At 61.6% G+C, this 25,847-nt stretch carries 28 protein-coding genes (1 of these 28 cut by a window edge); 13 read left to right on the top strand and 15 right to left on the bottom strand.

Translation table 11 applies throughout. The annotated features are described in order from the left end of the window. Positions 1-341: 341 nt before the first annotated feature. Together K789_RS25945 and K789_RS0102335 are read left to right on the top strand one after the other, a co-directional pair. Positions 342-482, top strand: a complete 141-nt coding sequence (locus K789_RS25945; protein ID WP_237739485.1) for a hypothetical protein — start codon at positions 342-344, stop codon at positions 480-482. 127 nt (positions 483-609) lie between these two features. Then, positions 610-960, top strand: coding sequence for a DUF6176 family protein (locus tag K789_RS0102335; protein ID WP_024365340.1), 351 nt, complete (start codon positions 610-612; stop codon positions 958-960). A gap of 211 nt (positions 961-1,171) precedes the next feature. Here K789_RS0102335 and K789_RS0102330 read toward each other — a convergent pair whose 3' ends face one another. Further along, positions 1,172-1,375: a cold-shock protein gene (locus K789_RS0102330; protein ID WP_024365339.1), complete on the bottom strand. Its 204-nt coding sequence runs from the start codon at positions 1,373-1,375 to the stop codon at positions 1,172-1,174. 257 nt (positions 1,376-1,632) lie between these two features. On the opposite strand from K789_RS0102330, the gene K789_RS0102325 reads away from it, so the two are divergent. Then, positions 1,633-2,067, top strand: a complete 435-nt coding sequence (locus tag K789_RS0102325) for a helix-turn-helix transcriptional regulator (RefSeq protein WP_024365338.1) — start codon at positions 1,633-1,635, stop codon at positions 2,065-2,067. A gap of 13 nt (positions 2,068-2,080) precedes the next feature. Beyond that, complete coding sequence (locus K789_RS0102320) at positions 2,081-2,482, top strand: VOC family protein (protein ID WP_024365337.1); 402 nt, start codon at positions 2,081-2,083, stop codon at positions 2,480-2,482. 63 nt (positions 2,483-2,545) lie between these two features. Here the strand turns inward: K789_RS0102320 and K789_RS0102315 are convergent, their stop codons facing one another. Next, on the bottom strand, positions 2,546-3,145 hold the full coding sequence (locus tag K789_RS0102315; protein WP_024365336.1) for a hypothetical protein: 600 nt from the start codon (positions 3,143-3,145) through the stop codon (positions 2,546-2,548). A 313-nt stretch (positions 3,146-3,458) separates the two neighbouring features. Next, positions 3,459-4,667 (bottom strand): acyltransferase family protein, encoded by a 1,209-nt coding sequence (locus K789_RS0102305; protein WP_157835658.1) that lies wholly within the window; start codon positions 4,665-4,667, stop codon positions 3,459-3,461. A gap of 157 nt (positions 4,668-4,824) precedes the next feature. On the opposite strand from K789_RS0102305, the gene K789_RS0102300 reads away from it, so the two are divergent. Together K789_RS0102300 and K789_RS0102295 are read left to right on the top strand one after the other, a co-directional pair. Further along, entirely contained in the window at positions 4,825-5,196 is a 372-nt protein-coding gene (locus tag K789_RS0102300) for a TfoX/Sxy family protein (protein WP_024365334.1), read from the top strand. A 2-nt stretch (positions 5,197-5,198) separates the two neighbouring features. Further along, complete coding sequence (locus K789_RS0102295) at positions 5,199-6,464, top strand: flavin-containing monooxygenase (protein WP_024365333.1); 1,266 nt, start codon at positions 5,199-5,201, stop codon at positions 6,462-6,464. Between the two features lie 133 nt (positions 6,465-6,597). On the opposite strand, the gene K789_RS0102285 is transcribed toward K789_RS0102295, so the two are convergent. Then, complete coding sequence (locus tag K789_RS0102285) at positions 6,598-7,308, bottom strand: hemerythrin domain-containing protein (RefSeq protein WP_084507165.1); 711 nt, start codon at positions 7,306-7,308, stop codon at positions 6,598-6,600. A gap of 80 nt (positions 7,309-7,388) precedes the next feature. On the opposite strand from K789_RS0102285, the gene K789_RS26735 reads away from it, so the two are divergent. The 3 genes from K789_RS26735 (at position 7,389) to K789_RS0102265 (ending at position 10,170) form a co-directional block, all read left to right on the top strand. Further along, on the top strand, positions 7,389-7,625 hold the full coding sequence (locus K789_RS26735) for a DUF3322 domain-containing protein (RefSeq protein ID WP_157835657.1): 237 nt from the start codon (positions 7,389-7,391) through the stop codon (positions 7,623-7,625). 388 nt (positions 7,626-8,013) lie between these two features. Continuing rightward, complete coding sequence (locus K789_RS23845; RefSeq protein ID WP_024365330.1) at positions 8,014-8,481, top strand: SRPBCC family protein; 468 nt, start codon at positions 8,014-8,016, stop codon at positions 8,479-8,481. Between the two features lie 108 nt (positions 8,482-8,589). Beyond that, entirely contained in the window at positions 8,590-10,170 is a 1,581-nt protein-coding gene (locus K789_RS0102265) for an alkaline phosphatase D family protein (protein ID WP_024365329.1), read from the top strand. Between the two features lie 30 nt (positions 10,171-10,200). Here the strand turns inward: K789_RS0102265 and K789_RS25940 are convergent, their stop codons facing one another. Then, entirely contained in the window at positions 10,201-10,425 is a 225-nt protein-coding gene (locus K789_RS25940) for a hypothetical protein (protein WP_024365328.1), read from the bottom strand. A gap of 294 nt (positions 10,426-10,719) precedes the next feature. On the opposite strand from K789_RS25940, the gene K789_RS25300 reads away from it, so the two are divergent. From K789_RS25300 to K789_RS0102245, 3 genes are all read left to right on the top strand, one after another. Beyond that, positions 10,720-10,893: a hypothetical protein gene (locus tag K789_RS25300; RefSeq protein ID WP_157835656.1), complete on the top strand. Its 174-nt coding sequence runs from the start codon at positions 10,720-10,722 to the stop codon at positions 10,891-10,893. 160 nt (positions 10,894-11,053) lie between these two features. Further along, positions 11,054-12,961: a site-specific DNA-methyltransferase gene (locus K789_RS0102250; protein ID WP_237739484.1), complete on the top strand. Its 1,908-nt coding sequence runs from the start codon at positions 11,054-11,056 to the stop codon at positions 12,959-12,961. Continuing rightward, the gene (locus tag K789_RS0102245; protein WP_024365326.1) at positions 12,958-15,894 is read left to right on the top strand and encodes a DEAD/DEAH box helicase family protein; all 2,937 of its coding nucleotides are present in this window, start codon (positions 12,958-12,960) and stop codon (positions 15,892-15,894) included. The genes K789_RS0102250 and K789_RS0102245 overlap by 4 nt, the downstream gene beginning before the upstream one ends. A 1-nt stretch (position 15,895) precedes the next feature. Here K789_RS0102245 and K789_RS26730 read toward each other — a convergent pair whose 3' ends face one another. From K789_RS26730 to K789_RS24330, 7 genes are all read right to left on the bottom strand, one after another. After that, on the bottom strand, positions 15,896-16,510 hold the full coding sequence (locus tag K789_RS26730) for a Mu transposase domain-containing protein (RefSeq protein WP_416352782.1): 615 nt from the start codon (positions 16,508-16,510) through the stop codon (positions 15,896-15,898). Positions 16,511-16,614: 104 nt separating this feature from the next. Then, positions 16,615-16,770: a transposase gene (locus K789_RS25575; RefSeq protein WP_024365325.1), complete on the bottom strand. Its 156-nt coding sequence runs from the start codon at positions 16,768-16,770 to the stop codon at positions 16,615-16,617. A 569-nt stretch (positions 16,771-17,339) separates the two neighbouring features. Then, positions 17,340-19,226: an ADP-ribosylglycohydrolase family protein gene (locus K789_RS26725; protein WP_416352785.1), complete on the bottom strand. Its 1,887-nt coding sequence runs from the start codon at positions 19,224-19,226 to the stop codon at positions 17,340-17,342. A 41-nt stretch (positions 19,227-19,267) separates the two neighbouring features. Then, positions 19,268-19,969 (bottom strand): DarT ssDNA thymidine ADP-ribosyltransferase family protein, encoded by a 702-nt coding sequence (locus tag K789_RS22090; RefSeq protein ID WP_051180856.1) that lies wholly within the window; start codon positions 19,967-19,969, stop codon positions 19,268-19,270. 2 nt (positions 19,970-19,971) lie between these two features. Further along, entirely contained in the window at positions 19,972-21,384 is a 1,413-nt protein-coding gene (locus K789_RS0102230; RefSeq protein ID WP_024365323.1) for a 3'-5' exonuclease, read from the bottom strand. 107 nt (positions 21,385-21,491) lie between these two features. Then, positions 21,492-22,667, bottom strand: a complete 1,176-nt coding sequence (locus tag K789_RS24335) for a helix-turn-helix domain-containing protein (protein WP_024365322.1) — start codon at positions 22,665-22,667, stop codon at positions 21,492-21,494. Then, positions 22,667-23,458: a hypothetical protein gene (locus K789_RS24330; RefSeq protein ID WP_024365321.1), complete on the bottom strand. Its 792-nt coding sequence runs from the start codon at positions 23,456-23,458 to the stop codon at positions 22,667-22,669. Before K789_RS24330 ends, K789_RS24335 begins: the two co-directional genes overlap by 1 nt. A gap of 308 nt (positions 23,459-23,766) precedes the next feature. Between K789_RS24330 and K789_RS0102215 the strand changes: the two genes are divergently transcribed. Then, positions 23,767-24,369, top strand: coding sequence for a hypothetical protein (locus K789_RS0102215; protein WP_024365320.1), 603 nt, complete (start codon positions 23,767-23,769; stop codon positions 24,367-24,369). A 350-nt stretch (positions 24,370-24,719) separates the two neighbouring features. On the opposite strand, the gene K789_RS0102210 is transcribed toward K789_RS0102215, so the two are convergent. The 3 genes in view from K789_RS0102210 to K789_RS0102200 are tightly spaced (each overlapping or abutting the next) and all read right to left on the bottom strand, a layout consistent with a single transcriptional unit that may run on beyond the window. Continuing rightward, positions 24,720-25,385, bottom strand: coding sequence for a helicase associated domain-containing protein (locus tag K789_RS0102210; protein WP_024365319.1), 666 nt, complete (start codon positions 25,383-25,385; stop codon positions 24,720-24,722). Further along, positions 25,385-25,636: a helix-turn-helix domain-containing protein gene (locus K789_RS0102205; protein ID WP_024365318.1), complete on the bottom strand. Its 252-nt coding sequence runs from the start codon at positions 25,634-25,636 to the stop codon at positions 25,385-25,387. The genes K789_RS0102210 and K789_RS0102205 overlap by 1 nt, the downstream gene beginning before the upstream one ends. Beyond that, positions 25,629-25,847 carry the 3' end of a DUF3427 domain-containing protein gene (locus tag K789_RS0102200; protein ID WP_416352784.1) on the bottom strand. Its footprint extends 3,093 nt past the window's final position, so 219 of the gene's 3,312 nt are visible here — the last part of the coding sequence; the start codon falls outside the window, past its right edge — the gene reads right to left on this strand; its stop codon occupies positions 25,629-25,631. The genes K789_RS0102205 and K789_RS0102200 overlap by 8 nt, the downstream gene beginning before the upstream one ends.

Raw genomic sequence — 25,847 nt, 5'->3', positions numbered from 1 at the left:
TTCGAGCCGTTTGTCGCCGGGGTCCGCGGTGAAACCTACCTGGCCGCGGGCCGGTTCGAGGAAGCCGCAGCCATGATTGACCGGTCCTGGGTGATGGCAGACTTGGCCGGCGACCACTGCTATATGGCCCTAGCCGCCGGCGCCCAAGCCAGGCTGTTCCTGTCGCACGGCGACCTCGCTGCCGCCGAGCACTGGATCGGCCGGGGCCTGGCACCCAGTCCGTGGTACCTCTGGTACACGGCCCGGCTGCTGGACGCCGCAGCGGAAGTCGCCGTCGCCACGGGTTCGCCGCGGGCTGCACAGTTCGTGGACCGGCTGGNNNNCTGGCCAGCCGGAGCGGGATGCGGGAGTTCGTCGTCCGGGCCCAGTCGCACCGGGCGGTGCTCGGCGACGAGGCCGCCGCACAGTCCGTGCCCTGGCTGGCGAGGGAGATCGACAACCCCGCGCTGGCCGCGTTCCTGGCGCGGCGCCACGGTGTCTGAGTGGGGAGGGTGAGCGGGTCCTGAGGCGTTTGCGGAAGCCCTGTCCCGCCGTCGTCCGCGGGACTACCATGCTCCTGTACCGATGGGATTACCACCGTGCTCACTACTGCGTGGAAGGAAATCTGTCATGGAATGCATTACGTGGTTCGCGCCGATTTTGCCCGGGAAACTGGAGGAGTGGAAGGCGCTCGATGCGGAGATGAGCGGCTCGCGTCGGGAGGAACATGCACGCTCGAGGAAGCGCATGGGCGTCACCCGGGAGGTCGCCAGCCTCGTGCAGACCCCGCAGGGGGATTTCGTCTGCCTGTTCCATGAGGCCGAGGATCTGGCCAAGGCCTTCCAGACGCTCGCGACGTCGGACGATCCCTACGATGTCTGGTTCCGGGAGCATCTGGTGAGCCTGCACGGGCTGACGGCCGAGATGCTGCAGGGGCCGATCCCGGCGACGCTGCATTTCGACTACCGCGACGCCGGCTGAGCGGCCTAGGATGCGCAAACCGGTCCACGACGCGCAAATGTCCTGACGCGTCCCGAATTCCGGTAGCGACAGGAATTCCGCGCATCGTGGGCCACAATTCGTCGCGCGAAGCAGCATACCCGGGTTAAACAAAAGCAGGGCCCGTCAAAGACGGACCCTGCTCGAAACCTGTAAGGTTCCGGACTCAGAAGAGTTAGCTGGAAGCTAAGTCTTAGAGAGCCTGGATGTTTACGGCCTGGGGACCCTTGGGGCCCTGCTCGGTTTCGAAGGAGACCTTCTGGTTCTCTTCGAGGGAGCGGAAGCCGGAAGAGGCGATCGCGGAGTAGTGTGCGAAGACGTCCTGTGAGGAGTCATCGGGGGAAATGAAGCCGAAGCCCTTTTCAGCGTTAAACCATTTGACGGTACCAGTAGCCATTATTTTTTGTCCTTCGTGAAGGTGGAGGAAAAGTCCCGACTTTCGGGTCCTCCTGTGTGGGGTGCTCAAAACCGCTGCTTCAGAAGAACAAGGTCTTTCAACCTTGCGTACTGCCTGAACTACGAACTGCATAAACACAACAACAGGATCAACTCTACAGGAGATTTGCGGGGCGGGTTACCACGGTCGTTGGCGCGGTGCCCCCGTCGCCTCATGTGGGCCCTCCGCCGGGACCCCTCCGGATCTAGAATGGCGGCATGACACCGCAGGAGTTGGCCAACCTGGCGCATCTGCGCCGGGCCCGGGACCTGATCGACCGCGACTTCGCCCGGCCGCTCGATGTGCCCACCATGGCCGCCGGTGCCCTCATGTCCCCCGCGCACTTCTCCCGCCAGTTCAAGGCCGCCTACGGCGAGACGCCCTACAACTACCTGATGACCCGGCGGATCGAACGCGCCATGGCGCTGCTGCGGGCCGGCGCCAGCGTGACGGATGCCTGCATGGAGGTCGGCTGTACGTCGCTGGGATCCTTCAGCTCGCGGTTCACCGAGATCGTCGGAATGACCCCCAGCGCGTACCGGGCCCGGGAGCACCACGCGGCGCAGGCCATGCCGCCGTGCATCGCCAAACTGCGCACGCGGCCCGCCCGCAAGCCGAGCAGGATTGAAGAAGCGCCCCCGCAGCTGCAGTAATAGCGTGGAAGACATGAACATTTCACTGCAGTATTCGCAAATCACTGTCAACGACCTCGACGAGTCGCTCGCGTTCTACCGGGACGTGCTCGGCCTGGAAGTGCGCAACGACGTCGGCTCGGACGGGCAGCGCTGGGTCACCCTCGGCAGCGCGGCCCAGCCCGATCTGGAGCTGGTGCTGTCGGTCCCGCACGCCGGCCGTTCCCAGGACGACGGCGACGCCCTCCAGCAGCTGCTCGTCAAGGGCGCCCTCCCGATCCTCGTGTTCCGCACGGACGATCTCGACGCCACGTTCGAGGCGGTCCGGGCCTCCGGCGCGGAGGTCCTCCAGGAACCCATCGTCCAGCCCTGGGGCCCGCGCGACTGCGCCTTCCGCGACCCGTCCGGCAACATGGTGCGCTTCAACCAGGCCTAACGGGAACGACGGACGCGGACGACGCCGGCGGGCAGCTCGCCACGGCCCCGGCACCGTCCTGAATCACCCTCTGCGCGTCAGCCTGGGCCGAACATCAGTGACCTCGTCCTCTGCAGGGAGGGACGCGTCGACGAAATTCCCTGCGACGGAATTTCCTGCCGAGATCTGCCGCTTGACCTGCTCCAGTTCATCTTTGAGCAGGTCAACGGTGGCTCGGTATTTTTCGAAGTCCGCCGCCCGGCGCCTGGCCATGGCGAAGCCGATGCCGGCGGCGAGAACGGCAAGGGGGAACGACACCAGCAGGGCCCAGCCGGACGCGGCAAGGAAGTCCAGCGCTATGGGAAGTGCCTGCTTGAATGCCAGGAACTCGTTGACCCCACCGACCACTCCGTTCAGAGCGGAGTCCAGGGGACCCAGAAACTGCCCCACAACGGGCGTTCCGGATAACGACGGAGCGCTCAGCGGCGGTTCTCCCCCTGTGGACCAGCGCGAATCACCGAAGTGGTTCAGGACGTAGATCCCGGCACCCGCGTTGAGGGCCGCGAAGAGCAGGACGGAACCAAGCGCAGTCCAATGAAGCCTGCGCGGACGCCAGACGCCGGCCACAAGCGCGAAGACGGCGGCCGCAGCCCAGGAAAAGGTGCGGAGTTCGTCGCGGCTCATGCCGCCCAGTAGATCCAAGGAAATTCCCTGCCCGTTCAGTTGGAGTCAATGCTTGTTCCGGTCGCAGGCGAGCCTATCCCAGTCACCGCCGGGCATGCCGCGGCAGTTACCGGCAGTGCTTGGCTTCATTTTCTGCGTTCACCCTGGTGGACAAGCCGGATTGTTCTTCGCGGCGCTGATCGCGATCTGGCGGGCCCCGAAGGGGAAGTCCAGCCGTGTCTGGATCGTAGCCGCCATCGGCATCATCCTTATTCTGCTCAGTCTTCTGATCACGGCAGGACTCCTCGCACCTTCCAATTAGCGCCGCCCCACGTTACCGGGAGCGGGACCCGGCATATTCCCGTGCTACTGGAGGCGACGTCGCTTCTGCCGGCTGTGGGATGGCCGGGCTGTCCGCGGGGGTGTCGGGGCGGATCCGGCGACCCACGGCACGCCCCACGGCCATCGATAGGCGGTGGGAAGGCTGTTCCACGAAGCGGTAGAACAGCTCGGCGATCACCAGCGAGGCGGCCACGGAGACGGCGAGCGCCAGCGGAAGCGAGACGGACCGCAGCAGGGTGACGCCAGCCAGGATGATCGGAAGGTGCACCAGGTAGAGGCTGAAGGACACGCGCCCCAGCCATTGCGCGGCCGCCGTATCACCCAGCCGCTTGGCCGAGCCGCACGAGATGAACAGCAGGACGATCAGCGTCGCACCCGCCGTCACAACGGCCTCGACGCCGGGTGTCGGCTGCTCGCGACTGATCCATTCAGCGTTGGCCAGGAAGAGTCCCGCGGCGGCCACGAAGAACCAGGCGACGCGTGGCCAGGACTGCGTCAGCTCACGGATCCGTTCACGCTCGACGCCGAGGACGGCCCCGATGAGGAAAATCGGGAGGTAGGACAGCCAGTCGAGGTGCTGCAGGGCTCCCACCACGGCCAGCAGCAGTGCCACGCCGATTTTCAGGTACCAGAAGCGCCGCCAGCGGAGGGCGATGAAGACGTAGGCCGGGAGCAGGAGCGAGAACGCGACTTCCCATTTGAGCGACCACAGCGGGGTGTTGATGGTGCTTGCGTTCAGCAGGAGCAGGCCGTCCTTGAGGATCTGGCCCACGCTGGGGTTGGTCACGTATATGTCCGCCCACGGGCTCTGCAGCGGCGACGCCGACCGGGGAATGATGGTCATCAGCGCCACGGCCACCGCCAGGGAAGCCCAGGCCGGCAAGTAGAGGCGGAAGAAGCGCTTGGCGTAGTACTGGGCCCAGCTTCTGGCCGCGCCCGGCCGGCTGAACGGCAGGACCAGCACGAAGCCGGAGAGCACGAAGAAGACATGGACAGCCGGAGTGCCGTTCCAGAGCACGTGCAGCGGAGAGAACACCGCCCAGGTCTCTGCCGTGTTGAGCCCCGCGGAGCGGTTGCCGCTCACGGCGGTCCCGATGCCCGGGAGCGTGGACACTACATGGCAGGCAACAACCACCAGGGCGGCAAGGCCCCGGAGGCCATCCAGTTGCGTGACTCTTGTTTGATCAGACTTAGACAGCATCCGTTCCATGTTACCAGTTCGTTACATTTGACGGCGGCCGCGACCGCGGGGCCCCCAGTCAATCTGGCTTCGCCGGCGGTCATCTGTACCCCGCGCTCCCCCCGGGCATATCCTGCAAGGAGACGCGCCCGCGCGCCTTAGCCAACGGAGTAGACCCATGGAAATGCCGAAAGCGTCCGAGGCCGACAAGGCCCACTTCCGCGCGGTGGTGCCGGAGACTCCCGAGGTGGTCATCAAGCCGATGTTCGGAAACCTCGGCGCCTTCGTGAACGGAAACATGTTCGCCGGCCTGTTCGGCCCCACCATCGGGGTGAAGCTGGCGGCGTCAGACAAAGAACTGCTCGAAAGCACGGAGCGGACCGTTCCGTTCGGGCCGGCCGAGCGCCCCATGGCCGGGTACACCGGGTTGCCGGAAATCTGGAACGCCGAGGGCGACGGAGACAAAGCGCGGGCCCGGGCCTGGGTGGAAAAGGCGTTCGAGCACGTCGCCGGACTCCCGCCGAAGTCCCCCAAGGCTCCGAAGAAGTAGCCATGCCCTCCCCCGCAGCAGGCCCAGTCCACGAGGTCGACACCCTGGTGATCGGCGCGGGGCAGGCCGGCCTGGCCACCAGCTACTGGCTGAGCCGGCACGGCGTCGAACATCAACTGCTGGAACGGCGGCCGGAACTGGGCGGCGCCTGGCAGGACCGCTGGGATTCGTTTTACCTGAACACCCCGAACTTCTCGTTCCTGCTGCCGGGGCTGACCTACGACGGCCCCGAACCGGACGCCTTCCTCCCCCGGGACGAGGTGATCGGACTCTTCCGGAACTACGCCGCGAGGATCGCGGCGCCGGTCCTGCTCGGCACGGAGGTGACCCGGGTCAGCGCGGCAAACGGCGGCTTCGCCGCGGACACCAACCACGGCGGCTGGCAGGCACGGAACGTGGTCCTCGCGAACGGCGCCTTTCAGCTCCCGCGCATCCCGGCCGCTGCCGCCGCGCTGCCAGGGCACATCCGCCAGCTGCACAGCCACGACTACCGCAACCCGCAGCAGCTCCCCGACGGCGCCGTGCTGGTGGTGGGCACCGGGCAGTCCGGCGGGCAGATCACCGAGGACCTGCTCGACGCCGGCCGGGAGGTCCACCTCTCCGTCTCGGCCTGCCCCGAGGCCCCGCGGCGGTACCGCGGCCAGGACGTTTTCCACTGGATCCTGCAGGTCAACCTCCACGGCCCCGAGTACGGCATCAATGGCCTCCAGACGGATCAGCTTCCCTCCCCCGCGGCGCGCTTCATGTGCAACCCGCTGATCTCCGGCAACGGCGGCGGCCACGGCATCCATCTGCGGAACCTCGGCCGGCGGGGCGTCCGGCTGCACGGCCGCTTTGAGGGAACGGACGACGGCGAACTCGTCTTCAGCGATGACCTCCCCGCACGCCTCGCCCTCGTGGAGGCGGGGTTCGGTGGGCGGCTGGGGCGGATGGCCGACGCCTACATTCACGCCGCAGGTATCGACGCTCCGCCCGCTGACCCTGTGCCGGTGGACGAGTGGCTGCCTGCGGACTCCGGGGCACGCCTCAACTTGGAGGCCGACGGGGTCGCCTCCGTCATCTGGTCCACCGGCTACGGCCTCGACTTCAGCTTCCTGGACCTCCCGGTGCTCGACGAGTGGAACTACCCGCGCCACTCCCGCGGTGTCACCGAGGTTCCGGGTCTCTACGCTGTGGGCCTCCCCTGGCTCACCAAACACCTGTCGGCCACGCTGTCACTGGTGGGCGACGATGCCGAGTTCGTGGCGGCGCACATCGCGGCCCGCTGACTGGGCTGCGTTCCGGACAGCCGCTGAAGCCGGCTAAAGGCAGCTGGGCTGGTACGCCGGATCGGCGGGGCCGGAGGCCTGTCCCAGGGCGTGGGCCACGAACTGGTCCACCACGGGGTGGTTCGACGTGCAGCTACGCCGGCACCGTTCCGTAGATCGAGCGGTAATCCGCTTCGAATTGACGCTGGCCTACAACGCGGTAGAGCGCCCGCACCGGAGCGGGAATACTCGCCTTCATCCACGCGGTCCGCTCTTCGGGCGTGAAAGGCTCCAGGGCATAGCCGAGTTGGATCAGGAGCCTGTCTTTGGGCGCGATCTCCATGGCGTGCTTCCCGAAGGCGTCCCACTCGCGCTGGCTCATTGAGGTGGAAGCGACCGGTAGGATTCTTTCCTCTTCCTGCCCCATGTGCGGGTTGAGGACGTCGTTCAGTTCCTCGAGGATGGCAGCAACCTTCTCCCCGGCGGCGGCATCGGCGGTTTCCTGCCAGGCGGGTAGTTCCGCCCGCAGCTTCTGCACCACCGCCGCCGCTGCCTGGTGCTGCGCCTTCATTTGCGCCACATGGAGCGCACAGGCCGGCGAACGTGCTTCGAGCATTTCGAAGAGTGAGTCGTGCTCGGTGGCGTGGTGGTTGTGAAGTATGTCGGTGAACTCCGAGACGTGCTTGCCCACCACATCGGCCCGTTGGGTGTCGCCCGGCGGCACGTCACGGACCAGTTGCGGCGCCGCGCCGAACTTGCGCCGCAGCATCCGGTGCATCCGGTGCATCACCAGCATCCCCACGGTGTCGCAACCGCGGGCATCCCGAGTGGCTGATGTTCCTTTTCGAGGCTGCAGGTCACCCATCGGGTCCTCCTTGGCAGTAGTGATGGCGGTAATTTACGCCCGCGCCACCCATCCGTCTATGGCGACTGCTGGTTGAGCCGGTGGAAGCGTGGCCGTGGGTGTTTGCCTCCGCCGAGGACGAGATTGCGTTTGTAAGGACGTCGAAGGATGCCAGGCGTTTCCGTGGGCTCGCCGAAGAGTTAGTGGCCTTGGCTCCTGCCTTCCGTGCCTGGGCCCGGACGCGGCCCCTTCAGTTGCTGGAACTAGGCGGGGACGCGCTGACCGCCGCCCGGGTAGCCCTCTGGCTGCGCTGGACACCCACGGCTTCCGGATCCTGAACCAGCTCCGGGCGGTGCACCCGCGTGCACCGAACCGTCGCCTTCACGTGCTGCGTTGAGCAGGCTGACCGCTGACGAGTCGGCTCTATACACCGCACTGGGCCGTGACCGGTTCGGAAAGTACGTCAGTCTGGTACAGGAACTGATCCGCTGGGACTGGGACCTGAAAGGACTGCTGGACGGACGGCGTCGGACGGCCTAGAGCCCCGCTGGGCTCCAGGGGCCTTCGCCTCTGATCCCGGGCGGCGTCGGAGCCTAGCCTTTCATGCACGGGGTTCTATCGGGCAGGAAAGCTGAGCCATGGAGATAGTAAAACGATGGATGCCAGGACATCCCGGACCAAGGAACGCAAAGAGCTGGGTCCGGGCTGCTGGGAGGGACCGGGACAATGACCAGCATCCACGGTGAGATTGTTATCAGTCGACCACCGAGTGAGGTTTTTGACTTCGTCGCCGACGAACGGAACGAGCCCAGATACAACCCCCGCATACTGCGTGTCGAAAAAGTCACGGGCGGAGCCATCGGCAACGGGACCCAGTTCAAAGTAACGACAACGTCCAGGGGACGGCCGCTGACCATGCTCCTGGAAACCACGGAGTACCACCGCCCCACCCGGCTCGCGAACACGACAAGCATGCCCTCGGCCACGATCCGAGGAGTTCTCACCTTCGAGCCCGATACCGGGGGCACGCTGATGCGCTGGTCGTGGGACATCCAGCCCCGAGGCGCACTCAGGTTCCTCTCCCCTGTCATCGGCCGAATCGGCAAACGCCAGGAAGCCACCAACTGGGCAAGCCTCAAACGCTATCTGGAATCAATGCCGGCAACTCGCACACCGGAAAGCGGCCGGCGCTAACGCTAATCCAGGGGATGTTGACCCGCTCAACAGATCTTGTCACCTAGTTAACCGCGCATTCACATGGCCCATAGACCCTGTCCAACAGGCCGCCGTACGGTCGAAGGCATGGACAACATTTCACGCAGATCCGTTCTTTCCGCCGGCCTCGGGGCCGGGCTCGTCGCCGCCTGGCCGGGTGCCGCCGTCGCGGTTTCCACCGCGGACGACGCCGGCCTCCGCACCGATCCGTTCATGCTGGGCATCGCCTCCGGGGAGCCGTGGCCGGACGGCTTCGTGATCTGGACCCGGCTGGCACTGGACCCCATCGCCGGCGACGGCCTGGGCGGAATGCCGTCGCGCAACGTCGCGGTGGCTTGGGAAGTCGCCGAGGACGCGGGGATGCGCACAGTGGTGGCCCGCGGAGTCGAGATCGCCCGGATTGAGACCGCACACTCGGTGCACGTGGAGCTGCGGGGCCTGCGGCCGGGGCGGGAATACTTCTATCGCTTCCGCAACGGCCGGCACATCAGCGCCGTTGGCCGCACCTTGACCAGCCCGGCGCTGCACGAGACGCCGGCGGCGCTGGCCATGGCGTTCGCCAGCTGCGCGCAGTACGAGCACGGCTACTTCACCGCCTACACCCGGCTGGCGCAGGACCAGCCGGATCTGGTGCTGCACCTGGGCGACTACCTGTACGAGTACAAGAAGGACAGCTACGTGATTGCCGGCGGCAACCCGCGCGACCACGAAGGTCCCGAGACCACCACTCTGGCCGGCTACCGGCAGCGGCACGCGCAGTACAAGGCCGACACTGACCTGCAGGCCGCACACGCGATCGCACCGTGGCTGGTGGTGTGGGATGACCACGAGGTGGACAACAACTGGGCGGACGAGATCCCGGAGAACACCGACGCCGGGCAGCTGAACGACACCACGGAACACTTCCGGCAGCGCCGCGCCGCCGCGTTCCAGGCGTACTACGAGAACATGCCGCTGCGGCCCTCGTCCGTGCCGGCCGGGTTCGACATGAAGATTTACCGCACCATCCAGTGGGGCCAGCTGGCCAACTTCCACATGATGGACACCCGGCAGTACCGCGACGACCAGCTGGCCGGCGACGGCTGGAAGAAAAACGTGGCCGGGCGCCTGGCCGAGGACCGCACCATCACCGGCGCGGAGCAGGAGCAGTGGCTGCTGGACGGCTTCAAGAACTCCACGCAGCGCTGGGACATCCTGGGCCAGCAGGTGTTCTTCGCCGAGCGGGACCGGAACCAGGCGCCGGAGGTCGACGACGTCTCCATGGACGGGTGGGACGGCTACGCCGCCTCGCGCCGCCGCATCACGCAGGGCTGGGTGGACGCCAAGGTGCGCAACGCCGTGGTCCTCACCGGCGATGTGCACCGCAACTGGGCCAACGACGTCAAGGTGGACTTCAAGGACCCGGCGTCGCCCGTGGTGGGCTCGGAACTGGTGTGCACGTCGATCTCGTCCACCGGCAACGGTTCAGGTTCCACCACGGACGCGACAATGGCCTGGAACCCGCATCTGAAGTTCTACAACGACAACCGCGGCTACGTGAACACGAAGATCACCAAGGACGCGATGACCGCCGACTTCCGGACGCTGGACTACGTCACGACGCCGGGTGCGCCGGTGAGCACGAAGGCTTCATTCGCGATCCTGGACGGAGTGCCCGGGCTGCAGTAGCGGCACTCCCCCGGCCTTGCCATTACTCACTCAGACGCATTTGGGCTGGTAGGCCGGATCAGCGGGCCCGGACACCATGCCCAGTGCGTTGGCCACAATCTGGTGCACCACGGGGTCGTTCGGCGTCTGGTCATGTTCGATCGGGTCGGCCGGGCACTTGTCCTGGATGGTGATGTTGGTGACCTGCCGCGCCGGCCCGGTGAGGAACTGGCTGTTGTAGGGCACCACCACTTCGTCGTGGACCGTGGAGATCACGGTGTAGGAGGGTCCCGCAATCGTATCGCCGAGGAGTTGAGCTTCTGAATGAAAGCCGACCCGGCCTGCTGGTCTGCGCAGGCGGCGCAGCCGAGGCCGGTGTAGTTGGGTCCGACACAGCGCCCGGCTGCGGGACGATCACATCTTCGGTGCCGTGGTTGGAGGGTGCGATCCCGATGAGGTGGTGGACGCTCTTGGCGCCGCCGAGGAAGCCCATGTGGCAATCCGCGGCGGACTGACGATCGTCTCATCAAAGAAAACCTCTACAAAGAGGCTGGCGTAAGCCGGGCAACCATGAACCGTGCCGCCAGCATTCTGGCCGAATGGGAACGTACGTCCGGCGGTCGCCAACCCCATGACAGGACCGTCGAACAACTCAGGGCGTCCGCCGCTGAACACAAGACCACGATCAAGAAGCTGCGGCAGCATATCAGGGGCCTCGAGGACCCGGTGGCTGTGGCCGAATGACAATCAGGGAACTCCATGTCCAGGTCCAGATCCTCACCAGCAAAGACCCGACTCGAAACGTCAGCCCTCTGAGACAGAATGTCTCAGGCCCCCCTGCGCCGGTAGAGTCAGGGACAGTATTGGCCTTCAACCAGAAGTCGGGGAACCCTTGAGTAAGTCGTTGATAGAACAGCTGCCTGGAATCGTATCGGAGGGGAAGCGAAGGGCCAGCCAGATCCTGGAGAACCTAGAGGGCCGAAACCGGGTTACCCTTCAAACGCGCGAGCTCGTTATACCAAATAAAGACACGATTGCCGACGACCTATTCAGCGAGCTTCGGTCTCATGATGTTGACCGAGATACGCCGAACCGCCTCATCTACGGCGACAATCTTCTCGCCATCGCCGCGCTCCTTGCTGGCGACACAGAGCATCCATCGATGCGTGGAAAAGTCGACCTTATCTATATTGACCCACCATTCGATTCAAAAGCCGACTACCGATCAAAAATTACTCTCCCGGGAGGATCGGTCGACCAGAAGCCCACGGTCCTTGAGCAATTCGCTTATGCAGATACCTGGTCCGAAGGCACGGCTTCCTACCTCGCTATGATCGTCCCGAGGCTGATCCTGATGAAGGAACTGCTATCCACCCAAGGCACTATCTACGTACACCTTGATTGGCATGTTGGACCCCACGTGAAGATCGTTCTGGATGAGATCTTCGGGCGCGAGAACTACATCAATGAGATCATCTGGTGCTTCAGCATCGGCGGCAAAAGCAGTACGCGCTTTGCAAGAAAACACAACACGATCTATTCATATTCAAACGGCGGGACGCCGATCTTCAACGGCAAGGATCCTCTTGTAGCCAAACCGCGAAAGCCCAACAGCCACATGAGGGCCAAGGTTGACTCTGATGGCCGCGAGTACCAAGAAAAGACGGACAAGAAGAGCGGCAAGGTCTACACGTACTATCTCGATGACGGCAAGATCCCTGAAGACTACTGGACTGATATTGAGCAGCTCAACCGCGAAGACGCTGAACGAGTCGGCTATGGGACCCAGAAACCCGAGAGACTGCTGGAGCGGATCATCGCTGCATCCTCCAACCCTGACTCCATCGTTGCCGATTTCTTTGGTGGATCAGGCACGACTGCAGCGGTTGCGGAGCGGCTCGGACGAAAATGGATCACGAGTGACATTGGCAAGCCGTCGACGATGATTACCCGTAAACGTCTTGTTGACAAATCCGCGAAGCCGTTCCTGTTTCAAGCCATTGGAGACTACCAGATAGAACAGGCCAAATCCGTACTCGGCCGCAAATTCAAAGTCGGTGAGCTGGCCCAAGTAGTCCTGCGCCTTTTCGGCGCCGTTCCCCTCCCTCCTGAGGTCAACCAGGGTGGGGCGTTCGGCCGGATAGCAGAAGAGAAAACGCTGGTGATTGCTACCAGTCCCAATGCTCTTGTCACCGGAGCCACCTTAAGAAGGGCTCAAACAGCCAGGCTGTCAACGATGGGCGGCTTCGATAAGGTCGTTGTTCTGGGTTGGAACTTCTCGGATTCGATCGGTCACGACATCGAGGCCCTGCATGATGATCGCCTCGAAGTGCTCGTTATTCCGCCCGATCTCTTGGATCGCCTGAAGAAACAGGGTTCAGTCGAGAAGCTCGCTGACGAGGTTAAGTTTTCGTCCCTTCAATACCTACAGGCAGCTATTGGAGGGAGGGTCAAGAATGGCGACTCGGAAACTGTCACGGTCAATCTGGAGAACTACGTCCTTCTATCTCCAGACGCAATCAACCTTGAGGATAGGAGCCGGGATCAGCTGCTTGATGTCATGAACAATGAGCCTCTGGCGCTCCTTGAGTACTGGGCAATAGATCCGGACTACGACGGGCAGGTCTTTCGGTCAGTCTGGCAAGACTACCGAGGCAACACTGGAAACGACGGTGACGAGTTTCGCGTCGTTACGAGAGCCAATGTTGACGTCCCCTTCAAGCCGACCCCTCGCACAGTCTGCGTCCGCGCGGTGGACGTTTTCGGCTTTGAGTCTGAGGTCATTATCGAGAACATCGAGGTAGGAGCATGAGCGTAATTCTGGACAGCTTTCCACTCGCGAGTGCCCTAGAAAGAATCGTCGGCGAACAGACACCGGACATCGTCAAGGGGCAGCCGACTGCGCTGATGAACGAGGTCACCCCAATTACCGCCGAACTTTTGCGGTACTGGTTCCAGGATGACTATGTTCAACTACGGCCTGCGAACTTTCACGCTGGCCAGCGTGCGGCGATCCTGCACATCATCTATGCGCATGAGGTATTGAAAGCTCCGAACCTCGAAAACCTCTATCGCCAGATCGCGCCGGAGGCACTTCTAAGCGGCGACACTGTCGCCGAGGTTACTCGCAAGCAGAACGAGCATCCCAAGTACGCAGCCAAGATGGCTACCGGCACGGGTAAGACGTGGGTGCTGAATGCCCTCCTTATCTGGCAGTACCTGAACAGGCGAGAGTATCCGGAAGATCAGCGCTTCACCGCCAATTTCCTCCTTGTAGCGCCTGGCCTTATCGTCTACGACCGACTCCTAGATTCCTTCCTTGGCAAGGAGCGGGATGGAGAGCGTGACTTTGAATCGTCCGACATCTTCAGAAACCAAGAGATCTTCATTCCAGACAACTACCGTGATCAGGTGTTCGGATTCGTTCAGTCGTCAGTGGTAACGAAGGCCGATATCGGCAAGAAGATAACAGGTAGCGGACTAATCGCCGTCACCAACTGGCACCTTCTTGCAGGAGTGGAAGATCCCGACTTCGTACCCGAGACGGACGCACCTGGAAGCGACATTGACGCCAGGGCCGCTATCGAGAGCTTTTTCCCCATCAGCCCTGGCATGAGCGCGGGCAACAGCCTTGAAGTGCTCGATCGTAGGTTTTTGCGCGGCGGCCCCCTCGAATGGCTCAGGGACCTTCCTTCGCTAATGGTGTTCAATGACGAGGCTCATCACATCCACTCGATCAAGAAAGGCCAGCAGGTCGACGAGGTGGAGTGGCAGAAAAGTCTGACCGAGATTGCCTCCACCAAGGGCCACCAGTTCGTTCAAATCGACTTCTCGGCCACCCCCTACAACGAAGTCGGTAGTGGTGCGAAGAAGGGCCTCAAGTACTTTCCGCACATCGTTGTTGACTTCGATCTAAAGGAGGCCATGCGCTCGGGTTTGGTGAAATCATTGGCCCTAGATAAGCGCAAAGAGATCGCCGATATGCCTCTCGATTTCAACGCCGAGCGTGACGCCAAGGGCAAGGTGACTGGCCTGTCGTCTGGGCAACGCACCATGCTCCGCGCCGGCCTCACAAAGCTATCGATGCTGGAACGGAGCTTCGAGCACGTAGATCCCGCCAAACACCCCAAGCTTATGGTCGTCTGTGAAGACACGTCAGTCACGGGCTTCGTTGAAGAATTTCTTCATGCAGAAGGCTTGGCAAGAGGCGAGATGCTGACTGTTGACTCAAACCGCAAGGGCGAAATGTCCAAGACGGAGTGGGACACCACCAGAGAGCGTCTGTTCGATGTAGACCGCCACAAGACTCCAAAGGTCATTATCAGCGTCCTCATGCTCCGTGAGGGTTTCGACGTAAACAACATCGCTGTCATAGTGCCTCTCCGTTCAAGTCAGGCGCCGATTCTCCTGGAACAATTGATCGGCCGAGGGCTTCGTCTCATGTGGCGCGGCGACGAGCAGATCGATGAGATGAAACGGGAAACCCGCAGACGCATAGCTAACAAGCTCGAGCCTGAGAACTATTTTGATGTCCTTTTCATCGTTGAACATCCAAGATTTTCGGAATTCTATGACGATTTGATGGCCGAAGGACTGGCAGGCGAAGTCGGCGATGAATCAGACGTTACTCCACCCCCGACGGGCGATCTGGAGCTAATTGACCTTCGAGCCGACTTCGAGAAGTTTGATTTCCATGTCCCAATGATGGTCCGGGACCGGGAAGAAGAGCTCAAGACACCGATCCTTGACCCCTACCAGCTCCCACGGTGCCGCGTTCCTTTCGCCGATGCAAAGATGTTCGTCGGGAAAGGTGACCGCTTCGTTTCCGTCGATGCTCAAACGAAGACCCAGTTTGGCGATTACAGGGTGGACGGCGGCGTCATGACCGCAACCGGATACAACGACTTCCTGGCCCGGCTCACCGTTCGGATAACTGAAGCACTGGGTGGCACTCGCGCTGAGATGACCTCCAGCGCCAAGAAGTACAACTCGCTGGCGGCTTTCCCCATGCTGCAGACGTTCAGGCCACAGCTCCTCGGATGGATCGACACTTACATCAGGAACCGCTTCTTCGGCCAAGTTATCGACCCTCTCGAGGATGAGAACTGGCGGGTATTGCTGACGGACATGATCACTAACGAGCTGGCAGGCAACATATCTTCCGCACTTGTGCGGAGTCTAACGGAGGAGGTTGTGTCCATCGCGGAGGTGACGTTTCGCAGTCTGTCGGAAGTTCCAACGCTCAGCGTCAGGGCGTCGTCTTGTGTTCAAGTGACTAAGTGCATCTATCCGAAGCTTCCTATCCCGACACACGGCGGCGGCCTCGAGCGGAAGTTCCTTGAGTGGGCTAACAACGACACCAAGGTGGAAGCGCTCTGCAAGATCAGCGAGTACAAGCACACCTTTGTGCAGCGCCCGTATTTGAAGGCGGACGGAATGCCAGCCAGGTACTCGCCGGACTTCCTGTTCCGAACAGAGGAAATGATCTACGTCGTGGAGACCAAGGCCGACACTGCCCTCTCTGACATCAATGTTCAGAGGAAGCAGTCCGCCGCTATCGCTTGGTGCGAGCAGATCAACGAGCTTGAGCCTTCGCAGCGTAGCCATCGACGGTGGGCCTACGTCCTGCTCGGCGAGCAGGCAGTCGAAGGATCAATCGCCGGCAACGAGAGGACGTCAGACCTCCTTGATCGAACACGCCTTAGAACGCGCGCTGAAGAAATCGTGCAAGAACAAATCTGGTAGCCTACAGCGGACGCCGGAACTCACTCTTTCGCCCGAGGAGGCAGGAGAGCTGCGCCGGCGGGCCGGGGCGGGGGAGCAGAAGACCGGCGTGGCCCTTCGCATTTAGGCATGGTTGAGGGTGTTCTTCCGCTGGGGCGGTGGCCGCCGGCGGCGAGTAGGCATCTGAGTCTATAGTTGGTGAAGTTCCGAAAGCCGCGGGCGATGCGGCGGGTGGTTTCATGACGCCGCCTTCAGGAGTCCGGCCGGCTGCTGGCCGAGGTCGATGCCGAAGATCTCGTCGTAGGCGGCCAGGTCCCGATCCGCACCGCTTCCACGGGTTCGGGCGGTGCACCCGTTGGGTCCGAAAGTCCCGGCGCATCACAGCGGCCCAGGCCAGATGGGCCGGGTCGGTCACCACCAGGTGCCCGGCACAGATCCGGACGTGGGTGGCAATGAGCACTCCGTCGTGGGTGACCGTGACGGTGTCCAGATTGGCGGTGACGTCCACGATCCGCCCGATGAAGGAAGGGTCCACGGAGTAGTCGTTGGAGAACACCCTCACGTAATAGTCCCGCGGCAGCCGCACCGCGTTGCGGAATACCGTGTCCGGTGTGACCGTCGGGGTATCTCCGCCCAATCATCCAAATTGATCACCTTCCATAATGGTCGGTGGCCCTGTTTTCAGTTGGCGTTCCTGGCCCTGCTTTCAGTTGGCGTTCCAGGCCCTGTTTTCGGTTGGCGTTAACAGCCGTCCTCGATGTCGGCATTCTCGAGCCAGTCATGCAGGGTTGCTTCGGAAATCCCGAAGTAGTTGGCGATCTGCGAGATAGGAGCTTCGTGCTTCCGCGCCACGGAGACCACGTCACGGCGGAACTCAGCGGGGAAAGGCTTGGGCATGTGAACATCCTTGCTGCAAGGAGTAAATCCTCACAGGTCAGGAGTAAAGCAAACCCGGGGCAGTCCCATGTCTATTTGTCCGCGTGGATGATTAGCTGACAGGAAACCACCATCCCGCTGCGCATTTCCTAGCTCCCCGGCCTGAGGGAATTTGGGGGCGAGGAGAAGCGAAGGGATACCGCTTGGCGTGCAGAATGCTGGATTTCCCCCAACAAAGGACCCTTGCACGTATTCAGCCTGCTCCGAGTTGCCAACTAGAGTATCCGTGGCTCCTATATCGCAGGATTACCATATGCACGGTGGGCTGAACGAGATGAGTGGTGACAGGCTGTCACCACGGGCAAGACTGCCTCGACGTACAGCGGATTAGGGTGGCTCAGGCTCAGCGAGCAAGTTAACATACTGGCAAGGATTGCGCGACCAGTGCCGGACAAGGCCCTCGGGGTCTTAGCTGTGTGCGCACGCAGTATGGCCGAAAATCGTCTCTGGCGGGGCTAACGACGGCTCGCCAGCAATCTCAGCCACCCTTTCGATATTCTGTCCTCGTGGGCGGAAATGTCGCGTACGCCCTAACCGTCCATCTCAAAAAGTGACGGGTAGCGAGTAGACGTCGGCCCAGAAATCGACTCTCGCTTATCGGCTAGGGAATTCGGTTCAGGAGAAGCAACTCGACCCACACTCACAACAGAATTCTCGAGAAGTCGAATTCTCATGTCACCTGGACCTATAAGCCACAACGAATGTTTGTCTGGTGACCACGCAAATCGGATTTTTCCATGTTGGGTTGCACGGGCTTCAACCTCTCTAAGACTGGGTACGACGATCGTCAAGGAAACGCCAGAGTGGGGTCCTGGCTCTCGGCTGGGGCTGGCTTCGCACAGCCATATGTTCTCGCTAAGTCCAACACGGCGCGCAGAAAACGTCACTTGAACGCCGACGACATCCGTGAAGAACGACGCCGCCTCGGGAAGGTCCGGCACTGCGAGTTCTGTTCGGAGTACTGCTGCCGGTACGTCTCGAGATGACGCATCAGTACGCCCTTGTGCTTCAGACAGGTGGTCGGAGGCCTCGCTCGAATTCGGCCGACCCAATCGGCTACCACTGCCCCTTTCGATAGGCCGTTTCGCGACACGGTCCACGAGAAGTGTCTGTTCATCGCTGGTTACCAACGTCGCCCTGGTCACGAAGCTGCGCGACCTGGCCTGCAGTTCAACTATGTCGCGGATGTGGGCCTGCCGGCCATCTGGCAGGGTATCCACATGTCCGTCTGCAAAAAGCTTCGTCGCCCAGTTCCGAAGTGCCGCCGAGCTAATGTGGGTTGGCTGGAGAGGCGAATATCCTTTGCTGAGGTGGTCCCCATTGGCTATATCCGCCATCCGAAGACCCGTGCCAACTATGTGGCTCCGGTCTTGAACGTTTGTGCCGAGCTCCCCCAGCCAAGAAGAACCGTGCAAGGCTCCCAAGATCGATCCTGTCATCGAGCAGAGTGTGTCGGTGTCGGCATCCTTGAGGAATCCGGCGCGGAGCAAACCGCTCATTGGGCGAGCGGCCGTACGCGCAGCAATGTACATTGCTGCTACGGCAGCGACAGTCCCGGATCCGCTGTGTCGCTTGTCAAAGCAACCGAGTTCCGTCAGGGTCTGCTGGTCGTTGGCCATAGGGCCGCGGGACAGGCCATTTACTGCTATCTGAAGGAGGGAGTCCATTTCGTCGGCCGTCGCCTCCCATAGGTAGCCGGGGTTCCGCCGTGAAAGTTCCGTATCAAGATGCTTCGACGCCTCGTGCCAATCGTCCTGAACCGAATCCATGAGGATACTTGGGTTCCGCCAAGACCTCTCCCCGATAATCGCGTGCAGCAGTTCGCCGTATTCCAACGTAGACGACTGCCTCAGGGCGTACCGGAGTGTAAGGGCGTGAACGGCAGCGCCAAGTAGGGCCCTGGGGTGTCCGTGAGTAGCCACCCCGTCCTTCACCACTCGCCTGAGAAGGACGTCGGTACTGGCATCGGATATCGCGAGTACATGAGGCGCAATACGCATTGCCACGCCGTTGGCTCCAGCATTGAAGTACGAAGCGACCTTGCTCTCATCGCTTGCGCGAGTAATCCTCCAGGGCGGCCTTCCATCGGCCCAGGCTCTCGAGGCACGCATGACGGCACCGCCGCCACCACGCTGGTACAGCGGCCACTGCGGGAGTTCAATCCGCGTAAACCACTCGTACCAATCCGGCCCAGCAAAGGATGAACGGGCTACGGACAACATCAACTGCGTGTCGTCGCTATATTGCCCCGCGTCCACCGGATCGAGATACCGGGAAAACTGCGTTCCCCCGTTCCTCGACCACGAGCGGTAGGAAGCTCGAGGCTCCACCTGCCTGGCGGCATTGCCACCCACTATCTGGCTCCGGTCTTCCTGCGGCCAGCCAAGTGCGTCTCCAGCAGCGGCGCCCAGAAACATTCCTACAGCACGATCGGGATTCAGGAGGTAGCGTGTCGATGTCATTCTAGGTCCTCAAGGGATGGCGTCCACTGGGTCTCTGGGATCTCTCCCCCGGTTTGCAGCGCGTTGGCGAGTCTCCACTTGTCGAAAAACAATGGCGCGTAGCGCCATTCCATCCGTCCAGGAGTCAGACCAAAGTCATGCAGCACTACAAATAGCTCTCGCGCCTTCTCCGGAGTTGCCGTAACTATCGCAGACACTGCAGACAGTGGAACAAGCCCCGGAATCAAGACCTCGCTCTGCAGGTCGGTCGGCACCGAACTCCTGTGAGACTGCGACCTTGAAAACTGACCGGGGTAAGAAGGATCCGACCAACAGGCCAGCAGCCCCGCTCCCCCCTCTTTCAAGAAGGCGCCGCTTCCTTTGGCTGCATTGCACGGGGAAAAGAGTGTTCCCGGCCTCAGTACCAAGTCGAGGTCCAGAATAAACGCCACCCAGTCGGGACAGTTTCTAAAGGCGGATTTGTCTCTGGCTATCGCCTGATAGTAGGCATTCGGATATTCGAACGAACAGCATACGTGATTGTTTCTGGCATCAAGCCGCAATTCATCAGTGGGCGAAAACTGCTGCGGCGCATTTTCGACGAGATCTTGGCTCGTACGAATGGCGTTGTCGGTAAAGATCCCGCTGACGTTCGTCGCGGGTGCAAAATGGATCAGGCGGGTCACCGGAACCTGCCCTAACGCTTCGGCCACACTCACTGTCACGTAAGGTCCCTTTCGCTCCAAAGGCCGGCATTCTCAGGCAGGAGCCGGCTGAGCTTGCCACTGTGCGTCAAAATCAGGCCGGCCCGCGCCCTAGTAATACTCACATAAAGAAGCCTGGCTTCACGGGAGCACGCCTCGTCCTCAGCGAATGCTCGAAGTACGTCCGGGTACGGAACCGTATTGAGGAAAGGCATGATAACCGTGTCAAACTCTAGGCCTTTGGCCGAATGATATGTCCCCAGGTAGACGCCGGGGGTTTCGTCCCATCTTTGCATGCTGGCATGCAACAACCGATATTGCAGGTCTCTACCGACGGTAGTCACTTCAGCCCTAGTCCGAACCAAGATCCCAACAGTTTGGTCTTTCCCCAGTTCCGCCGCAAGATCACGGATGGCCGCCGCCTCCGCCCTTGTGTCCGGATAACGAGACAACGCTGCCTTAGGTCCCGCCGCCGTGGGCTGCACTGGTTCCACCAGATCCACGTCTCCTGAGCTCATGTAGCTCGACCGCGCCATCGCAATGGCGACCCTGGCCACCTCAGCCGTATTGCGATAGTTGTCGACAAAACGCTCAACTGGTCGCCCATCGAGCCTGATTCCGGAGCTTCGCCAGGAGAGTCCCTGGCCGTAGATGGCCTGATGATAGTCACCGAAGAACGTCAGCGACCCGCCTGGCTGCCCCGCAGCGGTGAGTGATCGGATGGCCTCTGGCGAAAGATCCTGGCCTTCGTCGATGATGATGTGACGGTAGCGCCGCTGGCTCGTATCAGTCGCAAAGTTTTTCCGGACACTTGAGGCCATGTCATACCAGTCATACATGAAGCCCGCCGCTGCCCTGAGACGGACATATTCGGACCGAACGGCCCAGACGAAAGCCCTGGGTTGACCTGATTGGAGGGGCGTTTGCCGCCCCACCCGGGTAACCGTCTGATAGTCGTCCTCAGTAGCGAGACCCATACCGCTAATCCAATGTAGTTCGTCAGTGAACCAGTCCGAATGTCGGGATGCGATCGAACCAGGATCCATGGAACGCAACGACCAGTCCAAGGCAACAGCCGTCAACGCCGATTCGACAAATTCGCGGACGGCATCGGGGCCCGCTATGGCGTCGTTCGACATGAGTCCCCTGTGGGCAAGGTAACCCCGGGCGAAACGAGAATACGTTTCGATGGTGATGTTCTTACGGGCTTCAGGGCCGAGAAAGCGGAGGTACTTGACCAGCGTGTTGTTGTAGGTGACTACCAAGACCGGCCCGAAGTTCACCGTTGCAGCTCGTGCAAGATGAATGGCACGGAGCATGGCCATGGTCGACTTGCCAGTGCCCGCCGTGCCCAGTACAACATTGTGTAGGTCCGAGGACAGGTGAACAACGTGGCCCTGCCTGCCCTTTGGTGTGGGGAGCGGAGTCATGCCGTTCCACCGTTCCCCAACAGCAAGCCACTGCTGAGTGCCCGCATCCTCACAATTTCATGCGACCGCAGGGACGCCGAGTCGTTTTGCGTCGAACAGACCACCGGTTAGGCACCGCCCCGACGGGCATCCATCAACGACACCACTGGAGCCAAGAGCAATCCTGCCTCTACGGAAGCATCGCTGAAATGCGGGTCCGTCGGAAAACGCGATACCACTTGTCGAAATAGCTCAACTGGCACACGACTTTGACTGACCAGTTCCAACTCGGAGATACCGGCTTCATCGAGTATTTCCACCGCTCGCGGAAGCATAGATGGCTGCTCAACGCTATCAACCAGCCCCGGTTCACTTCGTCTCCAACCCCGCGCTGATACTGTCATCATGGCATTCCTGTACGACACATCGCTCAGTTCACCCAAGCCTCGAGCACGGAAGAGAACTGCCTGCATACTCACGCCAAACTTTTCCTTGAGCTGACCGATCGAAGTCCACACCGACCGGCTCATAGTCTTCGGCAGCGATCCCCGAATGTCAGATTCCGGCATGAGGAACTCAGCTGCGAACCGGTTAGCCTGATCCTCAACTGTTCTTCCACCCGGTTCAGCATCCTGATGCATGATGAGGTGACCAAGCTCGTGCGCCACATCGAAACGTTGCCTGTAGTAGTCCTGCTTGAACGGGTTGAGAATAACCACTGGCCGACCGGAACCTTCGAAAGAGTACGCGTCAACGGACACAGCGCCAGGTGGGCTGAAAACCACTACGACTCCATGGTTCTCCAGCAGTCGAACCAAATGGCCGACCGGTCCGGTCGCGAGCCCCCACTGCTTACGCACGAACCGGGCTGCATCCTCAGGCTCGACTCCGTCAGTGTCATCTTGTGAGACCGGAAAATACGGAATGGTGACGTCCGGGAATTCGACATGCCGTTCCATGGCAGTGGCGACATCGACAGCTAGCTGGCCATACGCCGTCGCTTGATCCCGGGCGATTTGCGTGGTCGATCGAAGGGACCGGAAGTGTGGAGTTGCCGCCAACGGTGATTGATCACGGCCAACCATAAAAAATCCGGGATCCACGCCCAGCGACAAGGCCAACTCAGCGACCGTTGCCGACGAAGGACGTTTGGTTTCAGCTTCCCAGCCCGACAATGCCGTTGCGCTCTTGCCAAGAAGATGGGCAAGATCACTCTTGCGCATCCCGGCCAGTTGGCGAGCAAGCCTCAGCCGATGTCCGGCAAATAATGCGGCTGCGTCTGCCGCCGTAACACCAGTTGCCACTACTCAGCGTCCGCCCGTTTCGATTCCTCAGAGACAGCTCTCCGGAGACGTACGGGGGCATCCGCAGTCCCAGTATCGGGTGCCTGTGCAGGCGGTTGATCAAAGCGACGTCCACCCGTGCTGGGAGGCATCTGATCGAGGTCTTTGCGCCAGTGCCAGGCATCACCGCCGTCGAGGTTAAGCCGGGGGCGTCCGATGATGAGTTCAGATTTCTGACTCACAGCGTCGAGACTATGTGCGACGACGAACGTCTCGAGGTCGAGTAGCTGACCGGCATATGGAAGTCTCCAGTCACCATCTAGAAGGTTTGTGTCGTCGAAGAGCGAGGGGTGTCCATCCCAGGGTTGCTGCTTAGCCACGCGCTGCTTGGTCTCACTCTTTTCACCCCAAGGCAGACTATCTGTTTTCCCGAAATCGCAGGAAGCCATGAGGAGCCTCAAGTCCTGAAACCTCCAGCCCGGGCTCCCATTCAGAAGGGATGATCGCACAAAGCCTGGATCCAATCGTGGCATGGTCGCAATGTCTTTATCTGGCAGCTCTGCAAACAGAGCTGCCAGGCCGCTGTCCGGCTCAGCATCGTCAGGGACCTGGTACTTCCCGCAGGCGAAGACTCTGTCGAGCCGGTCCCGAAACAAAGTGTGACGCATGATTCCAAGCAACGTGGCGTCATGCCCTGCATCCTCTGAAAAATCAATAAGAGTACGACTCAGCGCCGAATCGTATGCCCACCGAACGGCATCCAGAACCCCAGCATCATGAAGACACCCGATTATCTTGTTTTTCTCAGTCACAGAAACAGACTACATCAGATGCCAGTAAATTATGTGCAAGACGAAACCACCGGTGCGTCGTTGGTAATTCGCCTTGAAGATCGCAAACTTCATTTTCTCGTCCTTGGATGACTCACCGTGGCTCCGACGTGAACAACGGCCGGGACCGACGGTGAGGGCGCACCGTCGTGGACGCCTTTTCATCTCCTGTCGGGCCTAGTCCGACGCCTGTCGCGATTGTGCTCCAGACTCCTGCGGGGCACGGTCGCGCCCGGGGACTGCGGCGGCGAAGTCGCCTATCTGCTGAGTCTGGCAACACCGGTGCAAACGTGGGCAGCTTGGTCACATCCCGGCAACAGCTGGAAGTGCAAAGGCAGCTTGCCGCGCAGGGAGCGATCCAGGCTGAACTTGCGCTTGCACAATTGAATCTGATGCGCCAGCAGCAGATGGCCGTTGACTACGCGTCGGTCTGTCAATGGGCGGACGCTGAATTCCAGGCCGGGCGCAAAAGCAAAGAGGAAGCTGACACTTCCGTGGCCCAGTACTGGTTCAACTACGTGGCGCCGCCCCCAAAACCTTCCGCACTCATCACCGTGGGCCTCGGCAAGGCACTGGCTACCTCCCTGAACCGCGGTGCGCCTCAGCCAAGTTGGTACGACGAAGGCACAGACCAGGTGCACCAATGGAGAACGAATAGATACTGGGACGGCCAGCAGTGGACTCTACATGCCGTTTCGGTTCAGGAGGCGCGGGGCATTCTTCAGCGCCAAATGACGGAGGAAAAGACGCAACGCTCCGCCGCGTTGTATGGCCCGCAGTCTCAACCGCAGCAGGCTGCTCAACAGCTACCACCTGCAGGCTGGTACCCCACCGGCACCGACGGCGTCCTCGGCTACTGGGACGGTCAAGCCTGGGCAGACCCGGCCGCGTAGTCACCGGTGGCCCTTCAAGATCTTCCGTCAAGATGCCACAAGCGGTTTTTTGGATGCCTGATTACGGCGGGTTGACGCGATCTCCGCTATCGATGCCAGGACCTGAAACGCTTGGCGTGAGCGGTGGGGGTCCTGTTCGGGACTCGGAACCGCCTCTCGAGACTCGACTCAGTTGGTAGGGCGATGGTCGGTGAGAGCCCCTTCAACAGACTTGGTCCCTAGTTTGATCCCACGGGCTTTTTGGAGGATTAGGCATTGCGATTAGCGCGCGTTTAGTCGCACATACCTGCCCAGTCTGACTGCGGCACCTGATGAGTCCGACCTAGATGGGCGGTGCAAAACGCGCCAACTCACAAGCGTGCTGAAGAGGTTCGCCTGCTGGCCAATTCGGTGGTCCGTGGTGCCCGCCATGTGTTCCAGCCCGGGACGCGTTCGTTCAGGGTCTGCAGCTGGTCCGTCGCCAGCTGACCGTTAAAGGCCTTCTGACGTTGTTTGTGCAGCCAGGTTCCCAGCGCTCGTTCGGCCTCCGAGGAAGTGCGGCGGTAACGCGGGAACCGAGACTTGGACGCAAAGTAATCGGCCAATCCGTCGAGACGCTCCTGCCACCGGCTGGCGTCCAGCTGCGCCCGCGGAGTGGCTTCCCAGTCCCCTGCTGTGGCCAGGGCGAGACGCTTCTCCTCCGGCAGATCATCACGTGCAGCGGCGGCACGCTGCTGCGCTAGCCACCTTCCCAAGCCCGACTCAGCCCCGTGACCCTTCGCGAAAGGCATCCGGCCGTTCTCTGCGAAGAAGCGTGCGAGTTCCCCGCAGCGTTTCGCCCAATGCGCGCTCACCGGACCGGGTTTGGGCGCGTTGGCGAGGTGCTCCTCTTCCAGGCTGGGCTGCCGCTGTTTCGCCAACCTCAGCGCCCGGGTCACTTTCTGCGCGGGAACTTCGCAGAGAGCCGCAATGCGGACCGGCGTCAGGCCCTTGCGGTACATGATGACCCATTCTGCGGAGCCAGCTTCCCTCGCCATCAGACCTGTGGAACCTCAGCCTCGGCGAAGTCACCGCGGGAGATCTTCTCGGTCGTCCGGCGATACGCCTCCTCAACGTAAGCCTCAAGATCCGCAATCCCGACCCTCCAGACGCCGCGGCCGCCGACCTGGATTCCCCGAAGCTCCCCTGATTTCAGCATGGCCCTGACGAGCGGCTCGCCCACGTTCAGCTCCTGGGCAACCTGTTCGATGGTGAGGAAGCGCGGCGGCCGGCGCGGTACTTCAGTCATGGACCCATGGTATGTGCCGGCAACCGAGAATGAGCGCGCGAAAGCTATTGACCCTTCTACGACCAGTCACTGCGTGCGCCCGACCTTGCGGCGGGCCCGCGGGCATCACCAGAGAAGGTACTTCGCGCAACTCTCCGTCTGCCACGGCCGCCGGATTTCCAATCGAGGGCAGTCTCCTGCTGCGGGCTACTGCGCCACCGCAGCAGCAGCC

This window comes from Arthrobacter sp. TB 26 (assembly GCF_000427315.1).
Taxonomy (GTDB): Bacteria; Actinomycetota; Actinomycetes; order Actinomycetales; family Micrococcaceae; genus Arthrobacter.
This window is presented reverse-complemented; position numbering and strand designations above follow the sequence as displayed.